Here is a 24217-nt window from a genome sequence, read left to right on the forward strand (position 1 = left end):
ATGCCTAGAGCGGGCGCGATCGCTCGGATTTGCGGCTATCCCACGACAGCTCTAGTGCTTTGCGAAAGTCATCCATGGCCAGGGCGGCCCCATGGCCCAGACGAATATTGGTGTGGCCGCGCCCGATATAGGCTTCCGCCAGGGAAGGGCTGATCTCGATGGCGCAGTTAAAGTCGTCGAGGGCTAGCTCCCACTCGTCGAGAAAATAAAGGGCGTAGCCGCGATCGCAATAGGCCATGGCATCGCTCTCATTTAGCTCCAGGGCACAGTCAAAATCAGCGATCGCTGCTGGGTAGTCTTCTTGGCGGCTAAACACGCGGCCTCGGTTGGCCAAGATGCGGCCACTGTGAGGGTTGAAACGCAGGGCCAGGGTGTAGTCGGCGATTGCCCCCTCCATGTCGCCCACCTGGGCCCGCAGCAGCCCCCGGCTGTCGTACAAGTCAGCCAGGCGAAAGCGCAGGTTGAGCGGGGTGTCTTCGCTCAGAGTGGCGTCGGGGCTGTCGAGGGCCAGGCCCACTAGAGTCTGGTTGTAGGAGCGGTCTTGCAGCTCGGGGTTGAGCTCTAACACCGTGGTGTAGTCATCGATCGCCCCCTGAAAGTCGCCTAGCTCGTGGCGCAGCATGCCCCGATTGATGTAGGCCTCGGCATAGTCAACCTGGCAGTCGAGGGCGCGGTTGATGTCGAGGGTGGCCTGGTAGGTGTTGCGCAGCTGAAAATAGGCCACCGCCCGGTAGTTGTAGGCTTCGGCGTGGTGGGGCTGGCTCTGCAACAGCCGAGAAAAGTCGGCAACAGCAAACTGGTAGGCCTCGCGACGGTGTTCGGCCAGGGCGGCGATCGCCCCCTGTTTGAGGTAGGCCAGCCCCCGCCACAGCAGAATTTTGGCGAACTTGGGCTGCTCTGCTAGCACCACCGAGAAGTCTGTGATCGCCCCGCCGTAATCTTCTAAATCGAGCTTGATGCGGCCCCGGTTGGCGTAGGCTTTCACCGACGCAGGTTGAAGCTCTATGGCCTGGTCTAGATCGCCCAAGGCCTCGCCCAGCTGACCCGCCAGCCGGTGGACGCTACCCCGGTTGATGTAGGCATTGGTGAAGGTCGGCTCTAAGCGCAGAGCAGCCGAAAAGTCGTCGATAGCAGCCCCGTGGCGACCCAGGTCGCGATGGGCACAGCCTCGGTTGTAAAAGCCCTTGGCACAGGTACCATCTAGGGCTATAGCCTGAGAGAACTGGGCGATCGCCGCCTCAAAATAGCCCAAGCGGGCTTGCTCAATGCCGGTTTTGAGAAGGTCGCTAAGCTGACGCGCTTGAGTTGTCATAGGCCTGCCGGGGAATTTAACACTACGCGGCGTAAATCGAATCTGGGCAATGCTCTTGCCGATGCCCCTGAACCCCAAAGCTAATTTCCATTATGCCCGATTGAGTCAACCGTGGGGGTACTCAAATCTTTGCCTGACGCAGCGCCTGCACCGTGGTCACCACCCCAGCTGCCACCTGGTCAATCTCAGCGGCGGTAGTAAACCGCCCCAGGCCAAAACGCAGCGACGCGTAGGCCAGGCCATCCTCTCGCCCCAGCGCCTTGAGCACAGGGGAAGGGGCGGTGCTAGCGGTGCTACAGGCCGCCCCCGATGACAGCGCCACGATCCCCCGCAGCCCCAGCAGCAGCGCCTGGCCATCGACTCTCTCAAAGCTGACATTGAGGTTGCCGGGCAGTCGCTGGGTGGCATGGCCGTTGAGATGTAGGCCACCCAGGGGTTGCAGACTATCCCACAGGCGCTGGCGCAGCGCCACCAGCCGAGCCGCCTCTGCCTCCAGTTCAGCCAATCCCAGCTCCACCGCCTTGGCAAAGCCGACGATCTGAGGCGGATACAGGGTGCCCGACCTCAGCCCCCGCTCGTGTCCGCCGCCGTGAAGCTGCGGGGCCAGAGGCACCCGCGGCCGCCGCCGCACGTAGAGAGCACCGGTGCCCTTGGGACCATAGACTTTGTGGGCCGTCAGCGACAGCAGATCCAAGTTCATGGCCTCTACGTCGAGGGGAATTTTAGCAATCGCCTGGGCCCCGTCGCTGTGAAAAAAGACCTTGCGATCGCGGCACCGCGCTCCGATCTCGGCCAGGGGTTGCAGCACCCCGATCTCGTTGTTGGCTGCCATCACCGACACCAGCACGGTATCGTCACGAAAAGCCTTCTCTAAGGCATCAAGATCCACTAGCCCATCGGGCTGCACCGGCAGGTAGGTGACCTCAAAGCCCAGGGATTCAAGATACCGACAGGGGTCGAGCACGGCGCTGTGCTCGGTCTGCACTGTAATGATGTGTCGCCCCCGGCTAAAGCAGGCTTCGGCAATGCCTTTAATCGCCAAGTTGTTGGCCTCGGTGGCCCCGCTGGTAAAGACAATTTCCTCAGGGCTGGCGTGAATGGCAGCGGCGATGGTTTCCCTAGCCTTCGTCACCGCCGCCTCGGCCTCCCAGCCGTAGGCGTGGGTGAGGCTGGCGGGGTTGCCAAAGTGCTCGGTAAAAAACGGCAGCATCGCCTCCACCACTCGCGGATCTACCGGAGTCGTGGCGTGGCAGTCGAGATAAATCGGTCGATGTACCATAGGCTCTATGAATACTCCCAGTCACCTGATTCTCAACCTGGCCCTGCTGCGTCGCCCGGTGACCCCGGCCATGACCTGGCCGATCTTGATCGGTGCGCTGATTCCCGATGCAGCCATGTTTGTATTCTACGGCTGGGCTCGCTGGCAGGGTCTGCCCGAGCAAACTATCTGGGGCGAGGCCTACTACAGCCAGCCCTGGCAGGCCATCTTTGCCGTGGGCAACTCCATGCCCCTGGGGCTGCTGGGGGTAGCGATAGGCTATAGCCTCAGGCGGTCCTGGTTTGGCCCTTCGCTCGGTTTTTTGGGAGCCAGCATGGTGCTGCACCATCTGGCCGACCTGCCCCTGCACCATGACGACGCCCACCAGCACTTTTGGCCCCTCAGCTCGGTGCGCTTCATTAGCCCCGTCTCTTATTGGGATGTAGACCACTTGGGCCGTTTGGGAGCCACGATAGAACTGGTGCTGGTGCTGATCGCCAGCGCCTACCTGCTGCCCCGACTCAGCTCGAGGTTTAGCCAAGCACTGCTGGGGGTCACGGTAGCGCTGACCGCCGTGGCCTACAGTGCACTTGTGCTCGTGCCCCTAATCTAGTACCGAGGTCTAAACACCTGGTACTGATTGCGGCCAGCGTCTTTGGCGGCGTAGAGAGCTTGGTCGGCAAGTTCTAAAATGGCCTCGGCTGGGCTGTCGGGGGTAGGGGTTACGGTAGCAATCCCAAAGCTGAGGGTGATGGTATCGCCGCTGGGGCTGGCCCCGTGGGTCAGATCGAGGGTTTGCAGGTGATGGCGCACCAGCTGCACTACGCGAATGGCCCCGGCAACATCGGTATCGGGCAGCACCAGGGCAAACTCTTCACCACCGTAGCGGGCGGCGAGGTCAGCGGGGCGACGAACGCCGAAGCGAATGGCGCTGGCAATCTCCACCAGACATTGGTCTCCCGCAGCGTGGCCGTAGGTGTCGTTGTAGGGTTTGAAGTAGTCGACATCGGCCAGCACCACGCTCAGCGGTTTGCGCTCTCGGGCCAGTCGCTGCCACTCTTGTTTGAGGTATTCATCGAGCCAGCGGCGGTTGGCCAGCTGCGTAAGGCTATCTACCTTGGAGATGCGATCGAGTTCTTCGTTAACTGCCTGGAGCTGGCGGTATAGCTCGGCCTGGTGCAGAGCCGTATTGAGCTGATCGGCGAAGTGTTGCAGCATGTTGGCCTCAAAGGGCTGCCACTGGCGGTGTTCACCGCAGGCATGAACCACCAAAATGCCCCACAGAGGCTGGCAATTCTGGGACGGATACTCGTTTCGAGTCGGTTCCCGAACGCTTCGCGAATCGCCCCCAAAGGGATGGGCAATGGGCGCAATCATCGCCGACTTAACCTTGATAGCTAAGAGAAACGCGGTCACGTCGGGAGACCAGGGCTCTGCCGGAATGTCATTGACGATGTAAGGCTGCCACGTATATAGCCTCTCCAGGTATGCAGCAGGCAGTGGCCCGGTCGGAATCAGGCTGTCGGTGATGGTGGCGTAGTCGGGGCTGGTCGCCTGCTGGGCAATGCGGCGATCGCCATTGGCCAAGATCTGAAAAATCACCGCTCGGTCGGCATTAAACACTGTTTTAATGCCGGCTACCGTGGCACCCAAAATAGTTTCCAGGTCGAGGCTTTCGCGCATGCGCGCCGTCAGCATGCGCAGCAGCTGCTCTTGCCCCACTCGGCGACTGAGGGCAGCCTCGGTGGCCCTGAGGCTGGCCTGCAACTGTCGGCGCTCGGTGCAGTCTTCGGCCCAACCCACCATATAGCGGGGTTGATTTTGGTCATCGTTGACCACTTGCACATGAGCCTGCACCCAACGCACGTCACCGTTGGGGCGCACAATGCGATATTCCCGTCGCACAGAATTGCCATCAAACTGTCGCCCTAGGGAAGCCTGCACCCGAGACAAATCGTCGGGATGCACCTGCCGGAGCCACAAGCTGGGATTGCTATAGAGCAACCCTGGATCATGGTCCCAAATGCGTTCGTAGGCTGCGCTGACGTACAAAAACTGGCCCGACACCGCATCGCGAATAAACAAGACCTGCTCGACGTGGTGGGTAAAGAGATCAAACAGCTGCTCAGTTTGGCCACGGACAGAAGAAGCCTGGAGCTGCTGTTGCAGCCCATGTTGATAAACGCCCTGGCCCAGGTGGCGAGCCACATGCACTAACAAATTACGGCTTGATAAGTTCCACGAGCGGGGGCTGCGGCAGTGGTGGGCAATCAGTAGGCCCCACAAGTGGTATCCCGCAAAGATCGGTACCGCAAGAATGGCCTGCACCTGCAGGCGACTCAACAAGTCGGCGTAGCAGGGGGCAAGAGTGCCCTGTTGCACATCGGCCACCAAGCTCAGCTGGCCTCGGCGATCGCGCTCCTCCCAGCCATTGGCAAAGCAGGATTCGCTAATTCGCTCGCCCCGCAAAGGCTGCCAAGGGGCATTCACCGACTCGGCGATGACAAAGCCATCGTGGGGAGACAACACCTGATAGACCACGACCCGATCGGTGTCGAGCAGTGGACGCAGCCGATCTACCGCTTGTTGAAGCAATACCTCTAGCTCACCGCCCGCTGCCGCCGTGTCGCAGATTGCAGTCACCGTGTCTAGAATCTGCGCTTGACTAATATCGGGCTGGGGGAGGGATTGGCGCGTCATGCGTCAGCCATAGCAAGAGAAAAGCAATGATATTTGGCAAGCCACGACCCGCCATTAACCTTAGCCGCTGCACGGTGGGTCTCACCCATTAGCTATACAAAAGCCCCCACCCCGATTCCCGACTCCCGCTCATGGGAAAAGCCCAGCTGAGCCGAGAAACATTTTTTTCTAACCCTAGCCTAAGAGTCACGCCCTGACGAATACCAGACTTGCTCTAACCCTGTGCCAAAAGCTGAAGCATCTCACCACCAAAAAGGCACTTAATCGAGATGATTTGACTTCAAATTAAGGCACAGCGGCTAAAACAGCTTGGGTAAGCCTACCGAAATCTAAGAAATGGCTCACATCTAGCGATTCTACCCTTTCTTGGGGTTCTGGCTACCCCAAACGCGATCGCCCTAGGCAAGGATCACCGATGCAACCCAGCCCCTCACCCCAAAAATATTGCAGAATGTAAAGAGAATGGTTTACCCCCGGGACTAGCCCATGACATCCCTTGCGATCGCTCCCCAGTCTGTGGTCACCGCCGCTTTGCCCGCCGGCGGCCCCGACCCCGCCCGGTTTGACTGGGCCGAGGCCTGGTACCCCGTGGCCTATGTAGAAGACCTCGACCCGGTGCAGCCCACTCGCTTCACGCTGCTCGATCGGGGCATTGTCATCTGGTGGGATGCCAAGGGCCAGGCCTGGCGAGTGTTTGAAGACAAATGCCCCCACCGCCTCGCCCCCCTATCCGAGGGCCGGGTCAATGAATCTGGCGAGCTAGAGTGTCCCTACCACGGCTGGGCGTTTTCTGGCGACGGTGCCTGCACCCACATTCCTCAGCAGGCAGCTGAGGCCAAGGCGCATCAGTCGGGTCGGGCCTGCGCCGTCTCCATGCCCACCGCCATTCGGCAGGGGCTGCTATTTGTCTATCCCGGCAAAGTAGAGCATGCGCCCCAAGTTGAAGTGCCCATCATCGGCCCACTTGAGGATGAGCCCGAGGGCTGGGTGGTGCTCAACACCTTTCGCGACCTGCCCTACGACGCCCTCACCCTGCTCGAAAACGTGCTGGATGCCAGCCACATTCCCTACACCCACCACAAAACCGTGGGCAAGCGAGAAAACGCCGCCTCGATGGAAATGGATGTCTTAGAAGCAGGAAAACAGGGATTTCGAGGACTTTGGCCCGAAGGCCCCCGCAAGGGCACGCTGGGCACCCAGCACACCACCTTCGTCGCCCCGGCGTTGATGTACCACGACCTCACCTCAAAGCAGTTTGGCCGCACCCTGACTGTGGTCTATGCCACCCCTATGACCAAGGGCAGGTGCCGGTTGTTTGCTCGCTTTCCCTTTAAGTTTTCGTCAAAACTGCCCGCCACAGTGATTGGCCTCACGCCCCGCTGGTACAGCCACATTGGCAATAATGGCGTGCTCGAAGACGACCAGATTTTTCTGCATCTGCAGGAGCGCGAACTGGAGAAAGCCAACCGCACCTACGCCCAAGCCTGCTACCTGCCCACCCAGGCCGATCGCTACGTGCTAGCCTTTCGCAACTGGGTCAGCGACTTTGAGGCTGATCCCTTTCCTGGCCAAACTCTCGAACCGGCGTTGAGCCAAGTCGCGCTGCTCGATCGCTACCACTCCCACACCCAGCACTGCAAAAGCTGCCGCACAGCTCTGAACCGCATTCAAACCCTACGCTGGGGGCTGCTGGGGGTGAGTGCGGTGGTCTGGTCGCTGCTGCCGATCGCGATCGCCACGGGTAACTTCACCGGCCTTGCCGCTATCCTGCTGGGTCTGCTGCCTTTATCCACCGCTGCGGCCTGGGCGGGCCTGGGCATTCTAGAACGTCGGTTTTATGAAGGCCGGGCGATTCCACCCCGCAACCTGCCCGAGAAAAAAGCCAAGGCTAGAGGTTGATTGGCACGGAGAATGTCTGGCCAAGCAAGGCCATCGCGCTCGGTCTTTGCCGGCAGCCTGGAATGTCTAGGCTAATCGGCTGGAATAACTTGCACCATACCCACCAGGTCAATGCCGGCGGGGGTCACTGCTAGCTGGCGAATATCGACCTCTGACCCCAGGTCGAAGGCAATCTCATCTAATGCGATCGGCGACTGCGGTTCTCCGATCGCTGGCACCACCCTAGCCACCGGCTGCTCTAAACACAGCCACCGGCCATCCCGCATCGCTAACCCCAGGCTTAGCTCCAGGGCGTCATCGCTAAGGGATGCCCCTGGCCAGCGCAGCGTCATGCGATCGCTCGCCAGAGCAATATCAACTTCAGGGGACTCGTTGCCGTCCCCCAGCCAGCTCACTAAGGGAATCTGCTTTTCGGACACTGCTCCGGCCAGCAGTTGCTTTAGCACATCACGCAATCCCTGGCCCAGCAGCGGAGAACCCAGAGAAGCGCGCAGATCTTCGGCTAGCACTGTCACCTGGCCATCAACAGGAAAGGGCTGCAACAGCCGCAGTGGCTTACCCCGCAGCACCTGCGGCAAATTTACGCGAATATCCGTAGCCTTGACGTCGGCCTGACTGACGTGCAGCCCTTGATACACCGCCTGGCGAGCCGCCAGCGTCACTCCCGGCAGGTAGCCGCCTAAAATTTGGCGATCTTTGCCGTCGATCGCGAACTCTAGCCCCTCCAAGTGGTCGAGCTGGGTGTGCAGCCACAGGCGAATGGCGGGGGGCAGCAGCCGACTGATGATGCGGCTGCCCTTCGCGGCGTCGGCAGAATTGGCAGGGTCAGAGGTCATAGGCGAACTACAAAGAACAAGACTCAATGATTCTGGGCGCGCTTCTGAGGAAAGCCAACGTCCCGACCATCACATCCCCAAACTCTAGCAGGGGATGTGTCGCAGATTGGAGCGTGAGCTGGTGGCGAAGCGATCGCATCCCCCCACCCTTCCCATCCGCCGCCAAAGTCATGGTTCCCTGACGCAATAATACGCACGGGGATCAATTTGTCATGAATTCATGACAAATTGATCCCCGAACCCCTACTCTCTCGCTAATAGAACCAGAAAAGCCTTGCCAGGGGCTTGATCCCAGCGGTAGTTTTTGTCATGCTACATGGCAACGGTTGATCCCCACCTGAACCTGAAGCCCGGCAGCTAGGCAACGAGATTCTAGCCGGAGTATCCTGATCCCGATCGCGGGATCGGTAGCGCACTCCCGCTGGCAGCTATCCCCTTCGGCCTGTCGTGATTGATCGTCTGTCATCCTGGTCTCTATGAGGAGAGTGCTTTATGTCTTCCCCCCGCCCACCCTTAGAAGAAATGACCCTGCGGCAGCTCCGCAAAGTGGCCAGTGAGTATGAGGTGTCCCGCTACAGCCGCATGCGCAAGACCGAGCTAATTGAGGCGATTCAAGCTATTGATGTCAAGCGCGGTTTAGGGGCAGCACCAGTTTCTGCCCCAAAGGTGCCAGCGGTAGTACCCGCTACGGTCGGCGCTACCGCTGGGGCGACTCCCGCCCACACCGCTCCAACTCCGCCCCCGGTGGAGGTGCTGGCCACTGTAGATGAAGGTCTGGCCGACTTGCCCAGCGGCTACGGCGAAAGCCGCGTTGTGCTCATGCCCCGTGACCCTCAATGGGCCTACTGCTACTGGGATATTCCCCACACCCACAAAGACGAACTGCGGCGGCAGGGGGGCTCACGGCTGGCCCTGCGCTTCTACGATGTCACCGATATTGATTTTCTGCGCCAAACTCCCCACAGCTTGCAGCAGTACGAGTGTGACGAAATGGCGCGGGAGTGGTACATACCCATTCCGGTGAGCGATCGCGACTACGTGGCCGAGATCGGCTATCTCTGCAACGATGGCCGCTGGCTGGTGCTGGCCCGCTCCCTGCCCGTCCACATTCCCCCCGTCTACCCCTCCGACTGGGTCGAAGACCACTTTGTCACCGTCGATTGGCAAGCCGACCTGCGCGGCAAGGCTGTAGCGGCGCTCAAGCACCCCAGCCAGCGCGCCGCCGAAAGCACCAGCGCCATCTACGACGAAGTCTATGCCATGACCCAATCCACCGAGGCCCAGCGGGTCGACGGGTCACTCTTTGGTTCCATGCAGCATGTACCGGGTTCCATGGCACCCGAAAAGGCCGTCAGCTCCTACGTGTTTCCCTCCGGAGCCGGGCTGTGGGCCATTCCTGGTGCCGCAGCTGGGGTGCCTACCATGTCGGGCATTGGTGCCTTTAACGAACTCACCATGTCGGGGGCAGGGTTCAGCGGGGCAGGGTTTACTATGTCCGGCGCTGGGCTGACCATGTCAGGGGCGGGCTTCTCGGCCTCTGCGCCGCCCATTCGGCCCCGCAAGTTTTGGCTAGTGGCCGATGCCGAGCTGATTGTCTACGGAGCCACCGAACCCGATGCCACCGTCACCATTGGCGGGCAGCCGATCAAGCTCAACTCCGATGGCACCTTCCGGTTCCAAATGTCGTTCCAGGACGGCAACATCGACTATCCAATCATGGCGGTAGCGGCGGATGGCGAGCAAACTCGCGCCATCCACATGACCTTCGATCGCGCTACCCCCTCGCGCCGCACCAACACCAAAGACGAAGCAATGTTGGAGTGGTTGCCCTAGGCTGCCTCGCTTAACGGCAGAATCACAAGTTAAGGAGCGTCCCTAGGGGTGCTCCTTTTTTTGCGAAATGCGACAACTCCCCGCATAGAATGAGTTGTTACCCCCCGCCTGGCGACCCCGATTTCGATCGTTAACCCCTAAGTAAATTCCTAAACCGTGAAACTATTTCTATTCCATACTCCTGAAGAAGTGCCTGAGCAGGGTGCACCCGACTGTGCGATCGCCATCGACGTGCTGCGCGCCACTACCACCATGGCGGCAGCCCTGGCGGCAGGAGCCGAGGCAATTCAAGTGTTTAGCGACATTGACGACCTGCTCACCACCAGCGAAACCTGGCCCACCGAAAAACGGCTGCGAGCGGGCGAACGGGGCGGCGGCAAAGTTGAGGGCTGCGACTTAGGTAACTCGCCGCTCGATCACTCCCCAGAACTTTCCGGCGGCAAGCGCCTGTTTATGAGCACCACCAACGGCACCCGCTGCCTCAAGCGAATCGAGCATGCCCCCACGGTGATCACCGCCGCCCTCACCACCCGCCAGGCCGTCGTGGATTTTTTGCTCGCTCAGCAACCTGAAACCGTTTGGCTCGTTGGCTCCGGCTGGGAGGGCACCTATTCCTTAGAAGACACAGTTTGTGCTGGGGCCGTCATTCACGGGGCGATCACCGCCACCGGGCAGACCTTTAAGGATTTGGCCGGGAATGACGCGGCGATCGCCGCCGTCAGCCTTTACCTACAGTGGCAAGACCAGTTGCTCGACCTGATGCACTACGCCAGCCACGGCCAGCGCCTGCTGCGCCTCAACAACGAAGCCGACTTGCAATACTGCGCCCAGCTCGACGTGCTCAACATCGTGCCCCGCCAGCATGAGCTAGGCGTGCTGGGGCTATAGGTGATAGCTGGGAAAAAAGTACTCCTCGAAATAATCTTCCTGGTTCGCTTTTCCTCTCCAGCCTTAGTTTCCATTTGAGGTTGTCTCAGCCAGCCCTCAGAATTTTTGCCTATGCTCTAGGGAAACTAACCTGAATAAATCCCTACCAGCACTCCCAGGGCAAGGAAACTACCATGGCCGTTAACTACGATTTGGTCATTATTGGCGGCGGTTCTGCCGGGCTAGTCGCCGCCAGTGCCGCTGCCCAGCTCAAAGCTAAAGTCGCCCTGGTCGAACGAGAAGACCGCCTTGGCGGCGACTGCCTGCATTACGGCTGCGTGCCCAGCAAATCCCTCATCCACGCGTCGCGGGTGGCTCATGAAGTCTCGCGCGGCCCCGAGTTTGGCGTTTACGCCCAGCTCGAAAAAATTAACTTTCAGGCGGCCCTGGGCCATGTGCATCGGGTGATCGACACCATTCAGGTGCACGATTCCACCGAGCGCTTTGAGTCGCTCGGGGTCGAGGTGATCTATGGCAAAGGCGAATTCACCGACTCCCGCACCTTTACCGTCAACGATCGCGCCCTCAAGGCCCGCAGCTACATCATTGCCACCGGCTCGCGCCCGGCCAACCCCAATATTGAGGGGCTAGAGGAAGCGGGCTACATCACCAACAAGACGGTGTTTTCCCTCAAGCACCAGCCGCAATCTTTAGCTGTCATTGGCTCTGGCCCCATTGGCTGTGAGCTGGGCCAGGCTTTTGCCCGGTTGGGCACCGAGGTCACCCTGATCGGCGGCCAAGACCATATTCTGCCGAAAGAAGAGCCCGAAGCCGCCGCCGTGGTGCAGGCGCAAATGGAGAAAGATGGCGTCCGCATGCTCAACGGCACCCGCGCCCAGCGAGTTGAGGTCATCAACGGCAAAAAGCACGTGCACACCACCCATGGCACCGTGATCGTTGACGACATTTTGCTGGCGGCGGGCCGGGCACCCAACGTCGATGCGCTGAACCTAGAGGCCGCTGGGGTCGCCGTGGGCAAGGAGGGAATTACCGTGAACCCCAAGCTGCAAACCACCAATTCTCGTATTTACGCCGCGGGAGATGTGATTGGCGGTTATCAGTTCACCCACGTAGCGGGTTATGAGGGGGCCGTGGCGATGCAGAACGCCCTGCTGTTGCCCACCAAAACTGCCGATTATCGGGTCATACCCTGGGCCACCTTCACTGACCCTGAGTTGGCGCGGGTGGGCCTGACCGAAGCTCAGGCCCGCGATCGCTACGACGATGTGTACATTCTTAAGCAGGACTTTGCCGGAGTCGATCGCGCCCTAGCCGAGGCCTCTAGCCAAGGGTTTGGCAAGATCATCACCCGCAGCAATGGCGAGATTTTAGGGGCGCACCTGGTTGGGCCCCATGCCGGAGAGCTGATTCACGAAATTGTGCTGGCCATGAGTAACAACCTCAAGGTCGGCGCGCTGACCAGTATGATTCACATCTACCCCACCCTGGCGGAGGTGAACAGCAAGGCAGCGCTTCAGCTGACGAAGCAGAAGTACGCCAAAAATCAGCGCCTTCAGGGCGGGCTAACCAAAGTATTTGGGGTGCTGCGCTCCTGGGGCTAAGGTGGAACAGAGGGATGAAACGCCCACAGTCCAAGAGGTAGCGCCAACGCCTAGGTAAATACCGAAGAAAACTTGGAAAAGCTTCACATAAGGCTTATTCTTTCTTTACGTAGGTTCGCTTACATTAGTCATAAGCCGCTAAGGCTTCTATAGGGTACGTACTATACTGAAACATCTAAGAACTAGGGCCTCCAGCTTTCGAGCTGGGGGCCTTAGTTTTTGGGGTTCACGGTATAAGGGTTAAGGCGGTTGACAAGAACCAGGAGAAGCGGTGCAGCGATTAATGGTTGAGCCTGATCAGGTGGTTGCTGACCAGCTTTGTCTGAGCAGCAACCAGCAGCATTACTTGTATCGGGTGCTGCGACTGGGGGCTGGGCAGCAGTTTGTGGCCCTCGACGGCCAGGGGCAGCAGTGGATCGCTACGCTGACTGCCAAATCGGATGTAGCGACGATCGCACCCCTTGCCCTGCCATCCTCGGCTACCCAAATCTCGGTTACTCTGGCGATCGCCCTACCCAAGGGCAGCGGCTTCGACGATGTGGTGCGCCAGACTACCGAGTTGGGGGTGAGCACACTACAGCCGATCATTAGCGATCGCACCCTGCACCAGCCCAACCCCAAGAAGCTAGAGCGCTGGCAGCGCATTGCCGCCGAAGCCACTGAACAGTCGGAACGGCTGTTGCTGCCCCAGATCCTTCCCCCTGTGCCCTGGCGAGACTATCTCAAGCGGTCGAGCGAGGGAAATCGATGGATCTGCGTGGCGCGAGGCGATGCCCCCCACCTGCTGGCGGTGGCTCAGGCGAGCGATCCCGTCCGTCCTGCCGTGGTTGCCACCGGGCCAGAGGGGGGCTGGACTGAGGCTGAGATGGAGGGAGCGATCGCAGCAGGTTTCCAGCCAGTTTCCCTAGGGCCTCACATTTTGCGGGCCGTTACGGCTCCACTGGCCGCGCTTACCCTGGTCATGGCCGCCCATGCCCTAAACGAATTTAAAGACATCTAAAGCAGTCTTCGGAGTCATTCTCAATAACAAAAAATTATTGCAAATACCCCAAAAAGTTCGCTACTATTCTCATTAAGGATCAGTTATTGAAATCTAGCGGGGAGAGACCAGGCCATGGCTGCTTACACTCCATCAGCCCTTAAAGCCGAACTCAACGAGCGCGGCTGGCGCATGACTCCCCAGCGAGAGACCATGCTCAAAACCTTCCAAAATTTGCCCGAAAGCACTCACCTTAGTGCCGAAGATCTGTGCGGCATGCTGGAGAAAGAAGGTGAACCCATCAGCCTCTCCACCATTTACCGCAACCTCAAGCTGATGGCGCGCATGGGCATTTTGCGCGAGCTAGAGCTGGCCGAGGGCCAAAAGCGCTACGAGATCAATCAGCCTGCCCCCCACCACCACCACCACCTGATCTGCGTGCGGTGCAACAAGACCATCGAGTTCAAAAATGACTCGGTGCTCAAGGTGGGGGCCAAAACCGCCGATCGCTCCGGCTACCACATTTTGGATTGCCAGCTGCTAATCCACGGCATCTGCCCCAGCTGCCAGCGATCGATTGTGCCGATTTAAGGGGGTATGAGGTGTAGGGTTCAGGGTTTAAGGGCTGTGATCAGCCCTAAACCCTGAACCCTTATACCTTGCACCCGTCTAAAGCACTTCGTGGGTGTATTTGTGCTGCTTGACGTTGTCGTTCTTTGAAATTTTGCGCTGGCTGTTGAGCACCCGCTTTCTCTCGGTGGAGTAGTTGAGATCGCGGCGCAGGGTGCCTACAGGAACTAGCTCTGTCGCGGCGGGCCGAGATTGGTAGGTGCGGGCGGCGGCCAGGATGCGCTCTTCGTAGTCAGAGCAGGGTTGGGCGGGGGCCGCAGCGATCTCGGGTAGTTCCAACGCTAGGGCTTGGGCCATGGTGGTGCCACAGATGGCGCTGTAGGAGGTTGGCACCCCTTGAATTACCGATTCTAAATAGGACGACGGAATCGGCTCAAGCACCTGAATCTCGATAGTCTCGCCCTCTTGGCGCAGGTAGCAGGTGGCCAGGCCCACCACCAGGTAGCTGTCAGCTGGGACGGTGTCGGCTGGGGTCTGAGGTGCAGTTTGAACCATGAAAATACCGGGGATTTTAACAAGGAAAAGCAGTGTGATGATCGGCAATCGGCCCTTAAGGGGCGATCGCCACAGGGTGAAATTACGATCCACCCCTCGAATCTGCATTTTAGCCCCAGGGCCAAGGGGGCTGCGATCGCCCTTCCAAACCGTCACAAAACACAACTTCTGGTTACCGATGGGCCGCGTGCCACTCCTGGGCCTGCTGGTGGATTGCCGCTAACTCCTCGTTATCCATCCGGTCTAGGTTCTTGATAATAAAGCTCATGCGGCCCTGGGCTTGCAGCTTGTTGCGGTGGCGATGGAGAAAATCCCAGTAAAAGTAGTTAAACGGGCAGGCGTCTTCCCCGGTGCGCTGTTTGGGGTTGTAGCGGCAGCCCTTGCAGTAGTCGCTCATTTTGTTCACATAGTTGGCCGACGAGGCGTAGGGCTTAGAGGCCAGCAGCCCGCCATCGGCAAACTGGCCCATGCCAATCACATTGGTTTGCATTACCCAGTCGTAGGCGTCGATAAACACCGCGTGAAACCAGTCTTTGACCTCCTGGGGCACAAACCCAGCAATCAGCGAGAAGTTGCTAAGAATCATCAGCCGCTGAATGTGGTGGGCATAGCCGGTGCGCTTGATCTGGTCAATCACCTGGTGCAGGCAGTTCATCTCCGTCTCGCCAGTCCAGAAAAACTCGGGTAGGGGCTGGCGGTGGTCAAACCAGTTGCGATCGCCATAGTCGGCATCAAAGTGCAGATACAGACCACGCATGTACTCCCGCCAGCCCATCACCTGGTGAATGAAGCCCTCTACGCTGTTGATCGGCAGGTCATGCTCCGCCAACGCCGCCTCCGCCCGTTCTACCACTTCTAGCGGGTGCAGCAGGCCCAGGTTCAGGTAGGGCGAGAGCAAGGCGTGCCACATTGTGTCCTCGCCGGTAACCATCGCATCTTGGTAGGGGCCAAAGGTCTTGAGCCGCTCTGCAATAAACCCATCTAGCACTTGCAAAGCCTGCTCGCGGGTGACGGCCCAGCAAAAAGGAGTGGCCTCGCCAAAGGTCAAAATCTCTAACTTTTCTACCCGGTCGATCACAGCCTGGGTGGTGGCGTCAGGCTCAAACCAGTGAGCGGCCGGGGTATTGAGCTTGCCCTTGGGGGGTTTGCGGTTGTCTTTGTCAAAGTTCCACTGGCCACCCAGCGGCTGGTCGCCTGTCATCAGCAGGTCAAAGCGCTGGCGGCCTGCACGGTAAAAGCTCTCCATCAGCAGGCCCTTGCGCTTGTCGGCCCAGGCGTTGAAGTCCTTAGCCGGCCAAAGAAAGAGATTGTTGTCGAGAATCACAACCTTGCAGGGCAGATCTAGCCCTTGCAACCAGGCGGTGAACGGATGGTCGGTAGCATCCATCAGCCGCAGTTCGGTAATGCCCTCGGTCCTAACCCAGGCGCGCAGGGCAGTTGCGGTGTCGTTGGCGATCGCGTAGGTAACAGCCCACCCGGCCTGCTTAAGTTCGCCGGCAAAGTGGCGCATCGCTGACCACACCAGCACCAGCTTTTGCCTGTGGTAAGAGCGCTCCTCAGCAAAGGTTTGGGATTCTATGAACAGAACTGGGGCGTCTTTGCCCTCACAGCTGGCTAGTGCAGCCTGATTTTGCCAGAGCTGATTACCCAGTACCCAAACCCCAATGGTCATTTGTGCTGCGTCCTTAAAACCGCCTGCTTCATTGTTACGCAGGTTGCCAAGAAGCAAGGACTCAAGCACGTGGGATGGCCGTCTCGACTGTTCCAGATCGACGGGATGCCCAACCGACAAACCGTGGATTTAACCAAAGCCTGATGCCTAATCTCGCAGGGTGGAGGGCCGTCCGGTCAGGCGCTGAAAGAGGAGCTGAACGCCCAGCAAGAATATCCCCAGGGCCGCTAGCCCAAAGATCCCAGCCCCCAGGGCAGCCATGCCAACGACCAGGGTGCGCACCGCCGATGAAATATTCACCACCGCTGGGTTGTCGGACAGCACGGGCCGGGCGGCAAAGTTAGCGGCGATCGAGAGCATCATGCGGTAGGCCAGCATAGCGATGGTGCCTGCGACAAAGGAACCGCTAAAGCACTGGAGAATCTTGCCGGTGGCAGGAGGAGCCAGGGGGCTAGAGGTAGGGTCGTCAGTCATAGGAGTTAAGTTACTCAAAACGTTTGTATCTCATTTTACCTAGGGTCGGTCATGCCCTACCCCTGCCAAAAGAGATGGGGAAAGTTCGTAGGGTGGGCAATGCCCACCATCCTCGCGGCCAGTACTAGAGAGTCTAGTCTTGCCCAAACGGAAACTGAATCTTATTCAGCAAGTCGTAGAAGGGTTGCCAGTTGTCGTCGGTCGTGATGGGTTCCCAGATCGCCTCAATCTCGGGACGCAAAAGTACGGTGGAGGGGTTGGTGCGTTGCAGTAATGAGGCAACATCTGCCATCTTCTCTGCATCAAGGCTTTGCAAACAGCGATGGTAGGTCTGTCGCCAGGTTTCAAGCGGAGCCGCCGCCGCCGAGTCAGAGGCTTGCAGCACGGTGCTAAAAATTTGGCTGATATCGTCGCGCCAGCCGATGGAGAACTGCTCGGTCAGCCCCAGGAAGAAATCGTGATAACCCACTTCTACAACGCTTAGCAATTCAATGGTTTGGCTGACTAAGGTACTAGCCAGATCGCCCGTAAGGGCTTCAAAGCCCAATTTGCGAAGCATGCGCTGCTGGTAGTAGGCTTCGTAACGCTCTTTGAAGGGCTCCAGAGCGGCTTCGAGATCGGCTTCGGGCATGATCAGCTTGAGGGGCTTTTGCAGCGCCTTCAGGTTCATTTGGCAAATGATCGGCTGGTTGCCGTAGCTGTAGCGGCCGGCATAGTCAAAGTAAGCGGCGGTGAAACGGGGGTCGTAGCCGTCAATAAAAGCGAAGGGGCCGTAGTCAAAACTTTCGCCTGTGATCGACATGTTGTCGGTGTTAAGCACAGCGTGACAAAAGCCTACCGACATCCACTGGGCAGCGAGGCGGGCAACGCGATCGCACAGTTCTCCATAAAAATGCAGATACCGCTCCTGGGTATCGGTAAACAGCCGCGCCTCGGGGTAGTAAATATCGATCACATGCTCCAGCAGCTTGGCAATCAGGTCGGGGCGGTTGTGGTATTCCAGCCGCTCAAAGGTGCCAAAGCGAATGTGCGATTGACTAAAGCGCACCAGCACCGACGATCGCGTGGGTGAAGGCTCATCGCCGCGCCAGAGCGCTTCCCCCGTTTCGACCAGGCTGAAGGCGCGGGAGGTATTTACCCCCAGCGCATGGAGCGCTTCTGCCGCCAACACTTCGCGCACACCACCCTTGAGGGTAAGCATACCGTCGCCGCCGCGCGAGTAGGGGGTGGTGCCAGAACCCTTGGTGCCAAAGTCGTAGAGGTTGCCATCGGTGCCGCGCACCTGGCCGTAGAGAAAGCCCCGCCCATCGCCCAGAAAAGGGTTATATTCACCAAACTGGTAGCCGTGGTAGCGCAGAGCCATAAATGGCTCTCGCCCCTGAAACTTGCCAAAGGCTTCGGTAAAGTTGTCGTCGCTAACGGTGGCCGGGTCAAGGCCGAGTCGCCGCACGACATCGTCGTTGCGAAATCGGAGGATGTGCTGCGGAAATTTGGCGGCAGCGACGATGTCGTAGTAGTCATCCCCTAGAGACTCTAGGGCGGGCAGATAGTCGAGGGCAAGCAGGGGATTGGCAGCAGTCATAAAACTGAAGTTAAGCGAGGGGACTTTAGCAACAGGAGTATTACTAAAGTATTGCAAAAAATTTTGCAGGTTGGCATTTTGAGAGCCTTGCCCCAAAGCAGCGAGCTGTCGCCAGTGCCGATTTGGCTGTGCCCCGTCAAACATCTCTAAAGGCTACAAAGGAAGGATACTTACCCTTATGGATAGTTTCTCTCCCACGGGCCTGCGCTATGGCTAAACTGATTTTGATACGCCATGGGCAAAGCCTGTGGAATGCGGTCAACAAATTCACCGGCTGGGTCGATATCCCCATGAGCGAGCGGGGGCGGGCGGAGGCGACGATCGCATCGTGCAAACTACGCGATGCGGGCTACACCGTCGATATCTGCTTCACTAGCATGCTGATTCGGGCGATCGAAACGGCGATCGTTTGTCTGACCGAGTGCGATGAGGTGTGCGGTGGCCGCCTACCCTACATCTGGCACGACCCAGCAGAACCCGACTGGCACGGCTGGGATCGCCACTTTGGCGAACCCGACAAAGAACTCAAAATCATTCGCTCCCCCGCGCTAGACGAACGCTACTACGGCGATCTACAAGGGTTGAATAAAGCCGAAATGTCGCTGAAATTTGGGGCGCAGCAGGTTCACCTCTGGCGGCGATCCTTCAATGTGCGACCGCCAGGGGGCGAGAGCCTGGAGGACACAGTAAAGCGCACGGTACCGTTTTTTGAAGCAGCGATTTTGCCAGAGCTAAAGGCCGGAAAAAATGTGATGGTGGCCGCCCACGGCAACTCGCTGAGATCGATTTTGATGGTACTCGATCGCCTCAGTGAAGAGGCCGTGGCCAGCCTAGAACTGGCCACGGGTGTACCGATTATCTATGACGTAAATGCCGAAGGCGTGTTTACCAACAAAGTAATACTGGTGTAATAAAAACCACAGCCATCGCGTAGGTTGGCTGACGCACTAGCAAACCCCAACAAAACCCAATCGGTGTTGGGTTCCACTGCGTTCTACCGAACCTACGTGAACACTATTGCGGACAGCACTAAGATTTTCGAGTTCTGCGTGGATACCGTTCTGCTGAACGGCTTAATGGATGGATGTATTGGTGCGATCGCTCCCCCGTCAACCTTGGAGCCAGGGGAAGGCCATCGCGCGGGTTACACCTGCCAAACTCCCCCACTGAGTCAGGGCGATCGCGGCTGTTAGCAATACGTGCCGCCTTCCGAATATTGAGTCTGTGAAGTGGTTACAGTGAATTCTTTCTACCTAATTACCCTCTAGGTGCAGTTAGGCTGACGTATTTCTACTTGCTCACCCCCCTGCTCACTCCTATAGAGACATCGAGCTGATATCTTTTTGACCGCCCCCAGCGGTATCATGCCTCTATTCTTGAGATGTTCCCAACGGAAAAATTGATGCGGCTGGCAGACTTCATTCTCGGGAACATCGAGCCCATCCTCATGGAATGGGAAGCATTTGCGCGCAGCCTCGCGCCTGGGATGAAAATGACCAAACTCGCCCTGCGTGACGACGCCGAGGGAATGTTGCGGGGGGCTGCCCTAGACATGCAGACTGGCCAAAGCCCTGCCCAGCAGACGAGCAAGTCTAAAGGTCACGGCGGCGCTGGTGGCGAAGAGAGCGACCCGCTCGACCACGCCTCGGTACTGCACGGCGCGGCCCGCTTGGGCTCGGGCTTTGACATCATGGAGGTCGTCTCCGAATACCGCGCCCTGCGCGCCAGTGTGCTCCGCCTATGGCGCGCGAGCCGCCCGCAGATCGACATCAACGACCTCGACGATATTACCCGCTTCAACGAGTCGCTCGATCAATCGCTTGCCGAGGCCATTGGCAGTTACACCGATCGCGTCGAGCAGTCGCGCCGCATGTTCCTAGCGATCCTCGGCCACGACCTGCGCAACCCGCTGAGCTGCATCAGCATGGCGACACAACTTGTCGCGCGCACCACAAATCAAGACCCAATCTCTGCCCAAGCGCTGTCGATCATCGAGAAGAACACGGAGGTGGTCACGCGGTTGATTAGCGACCTGATCGACTTCGCCTCAACAGGGATAGGCAGCGCCATGCCGCTAACGCGCGATGCGGTCGATCTGGAAAAACTTTGTCGCAGCGTCTTCGAGGGATTCTCCCTTGTCTACCCGCAGCGCACCCTGCGCTTTCACCCCGCTGGCGACCTCATGGGCGACTGGGATGCGGCCCGACTTCGCCAGGTCGTCTCTAACCTCATGGGCAACGCAATTCAGCACGGGTCAGCCGAGGGACCGGTGGAACTATCGATCGCTTCAGACGGGTCAACCGTGGTCTTGAGCGTGCATAACGAAGGGCCGCCGATCCCACCAGAGATGCTAGCCACGCTCTTTGACCCGCTCATGCGCCACACCATGCAAGAATCGACAGCGGGGCGGGTTGCGGGCAGCATCGGGTTGGGGTTGTACATCGTGCACGAGATCGTCGTCGCCCACGGGGGCACGGTAGAGGTCGTTTCAACAGTGCAGGAAGGCACAAGGTTCACCGTCCACCTGCCGCCTGCCGTGCCCGGTTGAAGGCGATCGTCAGTAAGCGTAAGGTGCGTCGGTTCCACCGTTTTGGATATTCTCATTCCCCTCTTTGACCGCAACGCACCATCTCACCCATGAAATGTTGTCCTGCTATGTCTGGCTTAGGATCATGAATCATCCAGGCCAAGACTAGCCAATGGTTTCAGGAGCCGCAGCCGTAACAAAATTTTAGAGCAAGCCTTTGGGGTATAGAAGCTGCGTCCCTAGGGCAGCTCAAACAGCGCCACAACGGAGGGGAGACCTCAAACCTTGAGACCACTCAATGCATTTGCAAGATAAATAAGAATGCATATTTCTATATAAATCTCTAATGAGTTGGTTTTGAGATTGACATTTTACAAATCTTGTCATGTCGTCAATCATTGAGAGGTGTCAAGCCAAATCTCAATGAGGATAGATAGGCTCCATGGTTTCCCTGGTTGATTTCCCCTTGGTAGGCGCTCCTGCGGGGCGTCTGACGGTACAAACCACAACCATTGCCCCCGATTCAACCGCCCTGCGCTGCCTGGACTGGGATCGCGATCGCTTTGACATTGAGTTTGAGCTGCAAAACGGCACCACCTACAACTCGTTTTTGATTGAAGGCGAGCAGACGGCGCTGATCGATACCTCCCACGGCAAGTTCAAAGACTTGTACCTGGATGCCTTGAAGGCGATCGTTGATCCCAAAAAAATTGATTACCTGATCGTCAACCACACCGAGCCCGACCACAGCGGACTGATTGCCGACCTGTTAACCCTGGCTCCTCAAATCACGGTGGTGGCCTCTAAGGTGGCGATTCAGTTCTTGCAGAGCCAGATCCACCGCTCCTTTGCGGCGCAGATGGTGAAAAGCGGCGATCGCCTGGATCTGGGCAACGACCACGAATTGGCGTTTATCTCGGCCCCCAATCTGCACTGGCCCGACACCATGCTCACCTACGACAGCGGTACCCAGGTGCTCTACACCTGCGATGTGTTTGGCCTGCACTACTGCGACGACACCCTCTACGACGAGACCCCCGCCCTGCTGGAAGCTGATTTTCAGCTTTACTACGACTGTTTGATGGGGCCAAATGCCCGCTCGGTGCTAGCTGCCCTCAAACGCCTTGAGCCGTTCCCAATTGGCCAAATCGCCACCGGCCACGGCCCCCTGCTGGGCCACCATATCAGCAATTGGATGGGGCGCTACCGCACCTGGAGCGAAGCCCAAACCAAGGGAGAACCCTTTGTGGCGGTCTTTTATGCCGGGGAGTACGGATACAGCGATCGCATTGCCCATGCCCTGGGCCAGGGGTTGACTAAAACCGGCACCGCTGTAGAGCTGGTGGATCTGCTCGATACCGATATCCAGGCGGTGCGAGAACTGGTGACCACAGCGGCTGGTTTGGTTTTGGGTATGCCGCCTCAAATCGTTGTTGGTCTAGAGCCCATCCTCAGCACCATTCTCGCGACCGTTCACCCTAAGCAGGCGATCGGGCTATTCGAAACTGGCGGCGGCCAAGACGAACCGATCTTTCCCCTGCGCAACCGATTTCAGGAACTGGGGCTGACTGCCGCCTTTGAACCCATTTTGATTAAAGCAGCTCCCACCAAAGTCACTGACAAACTCTGCGAGGAAGCCGGTACCGACCTGGGCCAGTGGGTGAATCGCGAGCGCAGCGTGAAGCCCGGTCCATCTCTCGATGCAGGGCTGGATCAGGCACTGGGTCGACTCAGTACTGGACTCTATATCTTGACCACCCAAAAGGGCAATGTCAGCAGCGCCATGCTGGCCTCCTGGGTCATTCAAGCCAGCATTCAGCCTCCCGGTATTGCGATCGCAGTAGCCAGAGACCGCGCCATTGAATCCCTTCTGCACAATGGCGACACCTTTGTGCTCAACGTGCTGGAAGCCGGCAACTACCAGCCTTTGATGCGACATTTTCTCAAGCGCTTTTCCCCTGGGGCCGATCGCTTCGAGGGCGTCGCCACCTACGCCGCCGCCAATGGCTCTCCGATTTTGGCCGAATCTCTGGCCTACCTGGAATGTACCGTTACCCATCGGCTGGAAGCTGGTGACCACTGGGTCATCTACTGCACCGCCACGGTGGGTCGGGTGGCGAAACCCGATGGGCTGACGGCGGTGCACCACCGCAACACCAGCAATCACTACTAAGGAAACTCGGCCTTATCTACGACCCGAGACATCCACTCTCTCACCGATTCACTCACCCCTACCTTTGGCAATTCCTATGCAAAACCTTCCCCACTCTTCCCGCTGGGCTACCTGGTTCAATGGCAGCACCGTGGTTCGTATGCTTGAAACCGTTCAAGACGTGATTGTAATTTCGCTGTGCATTGGGCTGTTCAGCTTTATGGTGATGCAGCTGCGCGAGATGTTTCTCTCCCTGCTGCCACCGCTCGATTTCCCCCATGTCACCTCTGACATTCTGTTTTTGCTGATTTTGGTCGAGCTGTTCCGGCTGCTGATTATCTATCTGCAAGAGCATCGGGTGTCGATCGGGGTTGCGGTCGAGGTGTCGATTGTGTCAGTGCTGCGAGAAATCATTGTCAGAGGAGTGCTCGAAACGCCTTGGATTCAAGTGCTGGCTAGCTGTCTGTTCCTCGTGGTGCTGGGTGGGTTGCTGGTCGTGCGGGCGTGGATTCCGCCCACCTTCGATGGCGTTGACCCGGAGCAGCAGGTGTCTCGCCGCCATCGCATTCGCTTTGCCAACGACATAAGCGCCGTGGCTGCCGCCCATGCCGAACCTGACTAATCATCAATCACCCTAGGCACAACAGGTTTTATCGCCTAATTGAGGCCTGTGCCCGCTTAACCTATGACCTTTCTTTGGCCTGCCTGCCATGACTGTCTCTCTTTCTGTTCCACCATCCAGTCCAACCCCATCGCGCCCTAGAGATGTTCAAGTTGTTGATCTCGGGTTACAGTCTCAGGTTTTGCGATCGCGCACTTGGGAGCGACTCAAATTTGAAGTGGAGTATAGCCTCCGCCGTGGCACAACCGCGAATTCCTACCTCCTTCGCGGCGACAAAGTAGCGGTCATTGACCCCCCGGGGGAATCGTTCACGGCCATCTATATAGAGGCACTAACCCAGCATGTCGATGTCAGCACCATTGACACCATCATTGTCAGCCACGTCAACGCCAACCGCATCGCCACGCTGACTCGGTTGCGGCAACTGGCCCCCCAGTCTCAGATTGTGTGTTCAAGGCCTGCCGCGAACGCATTAAAGTCTTCCCTGGCCGATGCCGACGAAATTTTGCGCCCGGTCCGCTCCGGGGATACGCTGGATTTGGGTCAGGGGCATCGGCTGCAGTTTATCTCTGTGCCTACCCCTCGCTGGCCCGATGGGCTGTGTACCTACGACCCGGCCAGTCAAACCCTCTATAGCGATAAGTTATAGCTATGGCCAAGGTGATTAGGACGTAGCCTAAGCAAGGGAGTCTCATTGTAAGGAGTGAAATGGCCAAACCCTACAGCCTTGATTTGCGTCAGAAGGTCATCGACGCCA

General features: G+C 58.4%; 20 protein-coding genes and 1 pseudogene. 13 read left to right on the forward strand and 8 right to left on the reverse strand.

Going from position 1 to position 24217, the window contains the following annotated elements; all coding sequences use genetic code 11:
• Positions 1-4 precede the first annotated feature (4 nt).
• Both H6F57_RS13920 and H6F57_RS13925 read right to left on the reverse strand, forming a co-directional pair.
• A complete protein-coding gene (locus H6F57_RS13920; RefSeq protein WP_190626350.1) occupies positions 5-1312 on the reverse strand; it encodes a tetratricopeptide repeat protein in 1308 nt (435 codons plus the stop codon).
• 121 nt (positions 1313-1433) lie between these two features.
• Entirely contained in the window at positions 1434-2591 is a 1158-nt protein-coding gene (locus H6F57_RS13925; protein WP_190626351.1) for an aminotransferase class V-fold PLP-dependent enzyme, read from the reverse strand.
• Positions 2592-2598: 7 nt separating this feature from the next.
• Between H6F57_RS13925 and H6F57_RS13930 the strand changes: the two genes are divergently transcribed.
• Positions 2599-3183 (forward strand): hypothetical protein, encoded by a 585-nt coding sequence (locus H6F57_RS13930; RefSeq protein ID WP_190626352.1) that lies wholly within the window; start codon positions 2599-2601, stop codon positions 3181-3183.
• Here the strand turns inward: H6F57_RS13930 and H6F57_RS13935 are convergent.
• On the reverse strand, positions 3180-5270 hold the full coding sequence (locus H6F57_RS13935; RefSeq protein WP_190626353.1) for a diguanylate cyclase: 2091 nt from the start codon (positions 5268-5270) through the stop codon (positions 3180-3182). The two genes, H6F57_RS13930 and H6F57_RS13935, sit on opposite strands and share 4 nt — an antisense overlap.
• A 486-nt stretch (positions 5271-5756) precedes the next feature.
• Here H6F57_RS13935 and H6F57_RS13940 point away from each other — a divergent pair, with 486 nt between their 5' ends.
• Positions 5757-7169, forward strand: a complete 1413-nt coding sequence (locus H6F57_RS13940) for a Rieske 2Fe-2S domain-containing protein (protein WP_190626354.1) — start codon at positions 5757-5759, stop codon at positions 7167-7169.
• A gap of 71 nt (positions 7170-7240) precedes the next feature.
• On the opposite strand, the gene H6F57_RS13945 is transcribed toward H6F57_RS13940, so the two are convergent.
• Entirely contained in the window at positions 7241-8005 is a 765-nt protein-coding gene (locus H6F57_RS13945) for a DUF2993 domain-containing protein (RefSeq protein ID WP_190626355.1), read from the reverse strand.
• A 492-nt stretch (positions 8006-8497) separates the two neighbouring features.
• Here H6F57_RS13945 and H6F57_RS13950 point away from each other — a divergent pair, with 492 nt between their 5' ends.
• The 5 genes from H6F57_RS13950 to H6F57_RS13970 all read left to right on the forward strand — a co-directional run bounded on the left by H6F57_RS13950 (position 8498) and on the right by H6F57_RS13970 (position 13897).
• The gene (locus tag H6F57_RS13950; RefSeq protein WP_190626356.1) at positions 8498-9838 is read left to right on the forward strand and encodes a DUF4912 domain-containing protein; all 1341 of its coding nucleotides are present in this window, start codon (positions 8498-8500) and stop codon (positions 9836-9838) included.
• Between the two features lie 156 nt (positions 9839-9994).
• Positions 9995-10726 carry a 2-phosphosulfolactate phosphatase family protein gene (locus H6F57_RS13955; RefSeq protein WP_190626357.1) on the forward strand — a complete coding sequence of 244 codons (732 nt, stop codon included), beginning with the start codon at positions 9995-9997 and terminating at the stop codon, positions 10724-10726.
• 173 nt (positions 10727-10899) lie between these two features.
• Complete coding sequence (locus H6F57_RS13960; protein ID WP_190626358.1) at positions 10900-12327, forward strand: NAD(P)/FAD-dependent oxidoreductase; 1428 nt, start codon at positions 10900-10902, stop codon at positions 12325-12327.
• A gap of 271 nt (positions 12328-12598) precedes the next feature.
• Positions 12599-13327 (forward strand): 16S rRNA (uracil(1498)-N(3))-methyltransferase, encoded by a 729-nt coding sequence (locus H6F57_RS13965; protein WP_313933583.1) that lies wholly within the window; start codon positions 12599-12601, stop codon positions 13325-13327.
• 114 nt (positions 13328-13441) lie between these two features.
• On the forward strand, positions 13442-13897 hold the full coding sequence (locus H6F57_RS13970; protein WP_190626360.1) for a Fur family transcriptional regulator: 456 nt from the start codon (positions 13442-13444) through the stop codon (positions 13895-13897).
• A gap of 78 nt (positions 13898-13975) precedes the next feature.
• On the opposite strand, the gene H6F57_RS13975 is transcribed toward H6F57_RS13970, so the two are convergent.
• The 4 genes from H6F57_RS13975 to H6F57_RS13990 all read right to left on the reverse strand — a co-directional run bounded on the left by H6F57_RS13975 (position 13976) and on the right by H6F57_RS13990 (position 18159).
• Positions 13976-14587, reverse strand: a complete 612-nt coding sequence (locus H6F57_RS13975) for a hypothetical protein (RefSeq protein WP_242042958.1) — start codon at positions 14585-14587, stop codon at positions 13976-13978.
• Positions 14588-14603: 16 nt separating this feature from the next.
• Positions 14604-16103 (reverse strand): cryptochrome/photolyase family protein, encoded by a 1500-nt coding sequence (locus tag H6F57_RS13980; protein WP_190626361.1) that lies wholly within the window; start codon positions 16101-16103, stop codon positions 14604-14606.
• Positions 16104-16250: 147 nt separating this feature from the next.
• Positions 16251-16577, reverse strand: coding sequence for a DUF3082 domain-containing protein (locus H6F57_RS13985; RefSeq protein WP_190626362.1), 327 nt, complete (start codon positions 16575-16577; stop codon positions 16251-16253).
• A gap of 133 nt (positions 16578-16710) precedes the next feature.
• Positions 16711-18159, reverse strand: coding sequence for a YdiU family protein (locus tag H6F57_RS13990; protein WP_190626363.1), 1449 nt, complete (start codon positions 18157-18159; stop codon positions 16711-16713).
• A gap of 209 nt (positions 18160-18368) precedes the next feature.
• Between H6F57_RS13990 and H6F57_RS13995 the strand changes: the two genes are divergently transcribed.
• The 6 genes and pseudogenes from H6F57_RS13995 to H6F57_RS14020 all read left to right on the forward strand — a co-directional run.
• Positions 18369-19070, forward strand: a complete 702-nt coding sequence (locus H6F57_RS13995) for a 2,3-bisphosphoglycerate-dependent phosphoglycerate mutase (RefSeq protein WP_190626364.1) — start codon at positions 18369-18371, stop codon at positions 19068-19070.
• Between the two features lie 96 nt (positions 19071-19166).
• The gene (locus tag H6F57_RS14000; RefSeq protein WP_190626365.1) at positions 19167-19352 is read left to right on the forward strand and encodes a hypothetical protein; all 186 of its coding nucleotides are present in this window, start codon (positions 19167-19169) and stop codon (positions 19350-19352) included.
• A gap of 209 nt (positions 19353-19561) precedes the next feature.
• A complete protein-coding gene (locus H6F57_RS14005; protein WP_199289662.1) occupies positions 19562-20707 on the forward strand; it encodes a HAMP domain-containing sensor histidine kinase in 1146 nt (381 codons plus the stop codon).
• A gap of 421 nt (positions 20708-21128) precedes the next feature.
• A complete protein-coding gene (locus tag H6F57_RS14010; RefSeq protein ID WP_190626366.1) occupies positions 21129-22859 on the forward strand; it encodes a diflavin flavoprotein in 1731 nt (576 codons plus the stop codon).
• 76 nt (positions 22860-22935) lie between these two features.
• The gene (locus H6F57_RS14015; protein ID WP_190626367.1) at positions 22936-23460 is read left to right on the forward strand and encodes a phosphate-starvation-inducible PsiE family protein; all 525 of its coding nucleotides are present in this window, start codon (positions 22936-22938) and stop codon (positions 23458-23460) included.
• 88 nt (positions 23461-23548) lie between these two features.
• Positions 23549-24103: pseudogene (locus tag H6F57_RS14020) on the forward strand (MBL fold metallo-hydrolase); the annotation flags it as partial.
• Positions 24104-24217 lie beyond the last annotated feature (114 nt).

The organism is Leptolyngbya sp. FACHB-60 (assembly GCF_014695775.1).
Lineage (GTDB): Bacteria > Cyanobacteriota > Cyanobacteriia > Phormidesmidales > Phormidesmidaceae > Nodosilinea.

Excerpts from the sequence above, each read along its gene's own strand:
- H6F57_RS13950 (WP_190626356.1), top strand. The coding sequence starts at position 8,498 with ATGTCTTCCCCCCGCCCACCCTTAGAAGAAATGACCCTGCGGCAGCTC.
- H6F57_RS13985 (WP_190626362.1), bottom strand. The coding sequence starts at position 16,577 with ATGACTGACGACCCTACCTCTAGCCCCCTGGCTCCTCCTGCCACCGGC.
- H6F57_RS13935 (WP_190626353.1), bottom strand. The coding sequence starts at position 5,270 with ATGACGCGCCAATCCCTCCCCCAGCCCGATATTAGTCAAGCGCAGATT.
- H6F57_RS13970 (WP_190626360.1), top strand. The coding sequence starts at position 13,442 with ATGGCTGCTTACACTCCATCAGCCCTTAAAGCCGAACTCAACGAGCGC.
- H6F57_RS14010 (WP_190626366.1), top strand. The coding sequence starts at position 21,129 with ATGGTTTCCCTGGTTGATTTCCCCTTGGTAGGCGCTCCTGCGGGGCGT.
- H6F57_RS14005 (WP_199289662.1), top strand. The coding sequence starts at position 19,562 with ATGCGGCTGGCAGACTTCATTCTCGGGAACATCGAGCCCATCCTCATG.
- H6F57_RS13995 (WP_190626364.1), top strand. The coding sequence starts at position 18,369 with ATGGCTAAACTGATTTTGATACGCCATGGGCAAAGCCTGTGGAATGCG.
- H6F57_RS14015 (WP_190626367.1), top strand. The coding sequence starts at position 22,936 with ATGCAAAACCTTCCCCACTCTTCCCGCTGGGCTACCTGGTTCAATGGC.
- H6F57_RS13920 (WP_190626350.1), bottom strand. The coding sequence starts at position 1,312 with ATGACAACTCAAGCGCGTCAGCTTAGCGACCTTCTCAAAACCGGCATT.
- H6F57_RS13990 (WP_190626363.1), bottom strand. The coding sequence starts at position 18,159 with ATGACTGCTGCCAATCCCCTGCTTGCCCTCGACTATCTGCCCGCCCTA.
- H6F57_RS13925 (WP_190626351.1), bottom strand. The coding sequence starts at position 2,591 with ATGGTACATCGACCGATTTATCTCGACTGCCACGCCACGACTCCGGTA.
- H6F57_RS13930 (WP_190626352.1), top strand. The coding sequence starts at position 2,599 with ATGAATACTCCCAGTCACCTGATTCTCAACCTGGCCCTGCTGCGTCGC.
- H6F57_RS13940 (WP_190626354.1), top strand. The coding sequence starts at position 5,757 with ATGACATCCCTTGCGATCGCTCCCCAGTCTGTGGTCACCGCCGCTTTG.
- H6F57_RS13945 (WP_190626355.1), bottom strand. The coding sequence starts at position 8,005 with ATGACCTCTGACCCTGCCAATTCTGCCGACGCCGCGAAGGGCAGCCGC.
- H6F57_RS13960 (WP_190626358.1), top strand. The coding sequence starts at position 10,900 with ATGGCCGTTAACTACGATTTGGTCATTATTGGCGGCGGTTCTGCCGGG.
- H6F57_RS13980 (WP_190626361.1), bottom strand. The coding sequence starts at position 16,103 with ATGACCATTGGGGTTTGGGTACTGGGTAATCAGCTCTGGCAAAATCAG.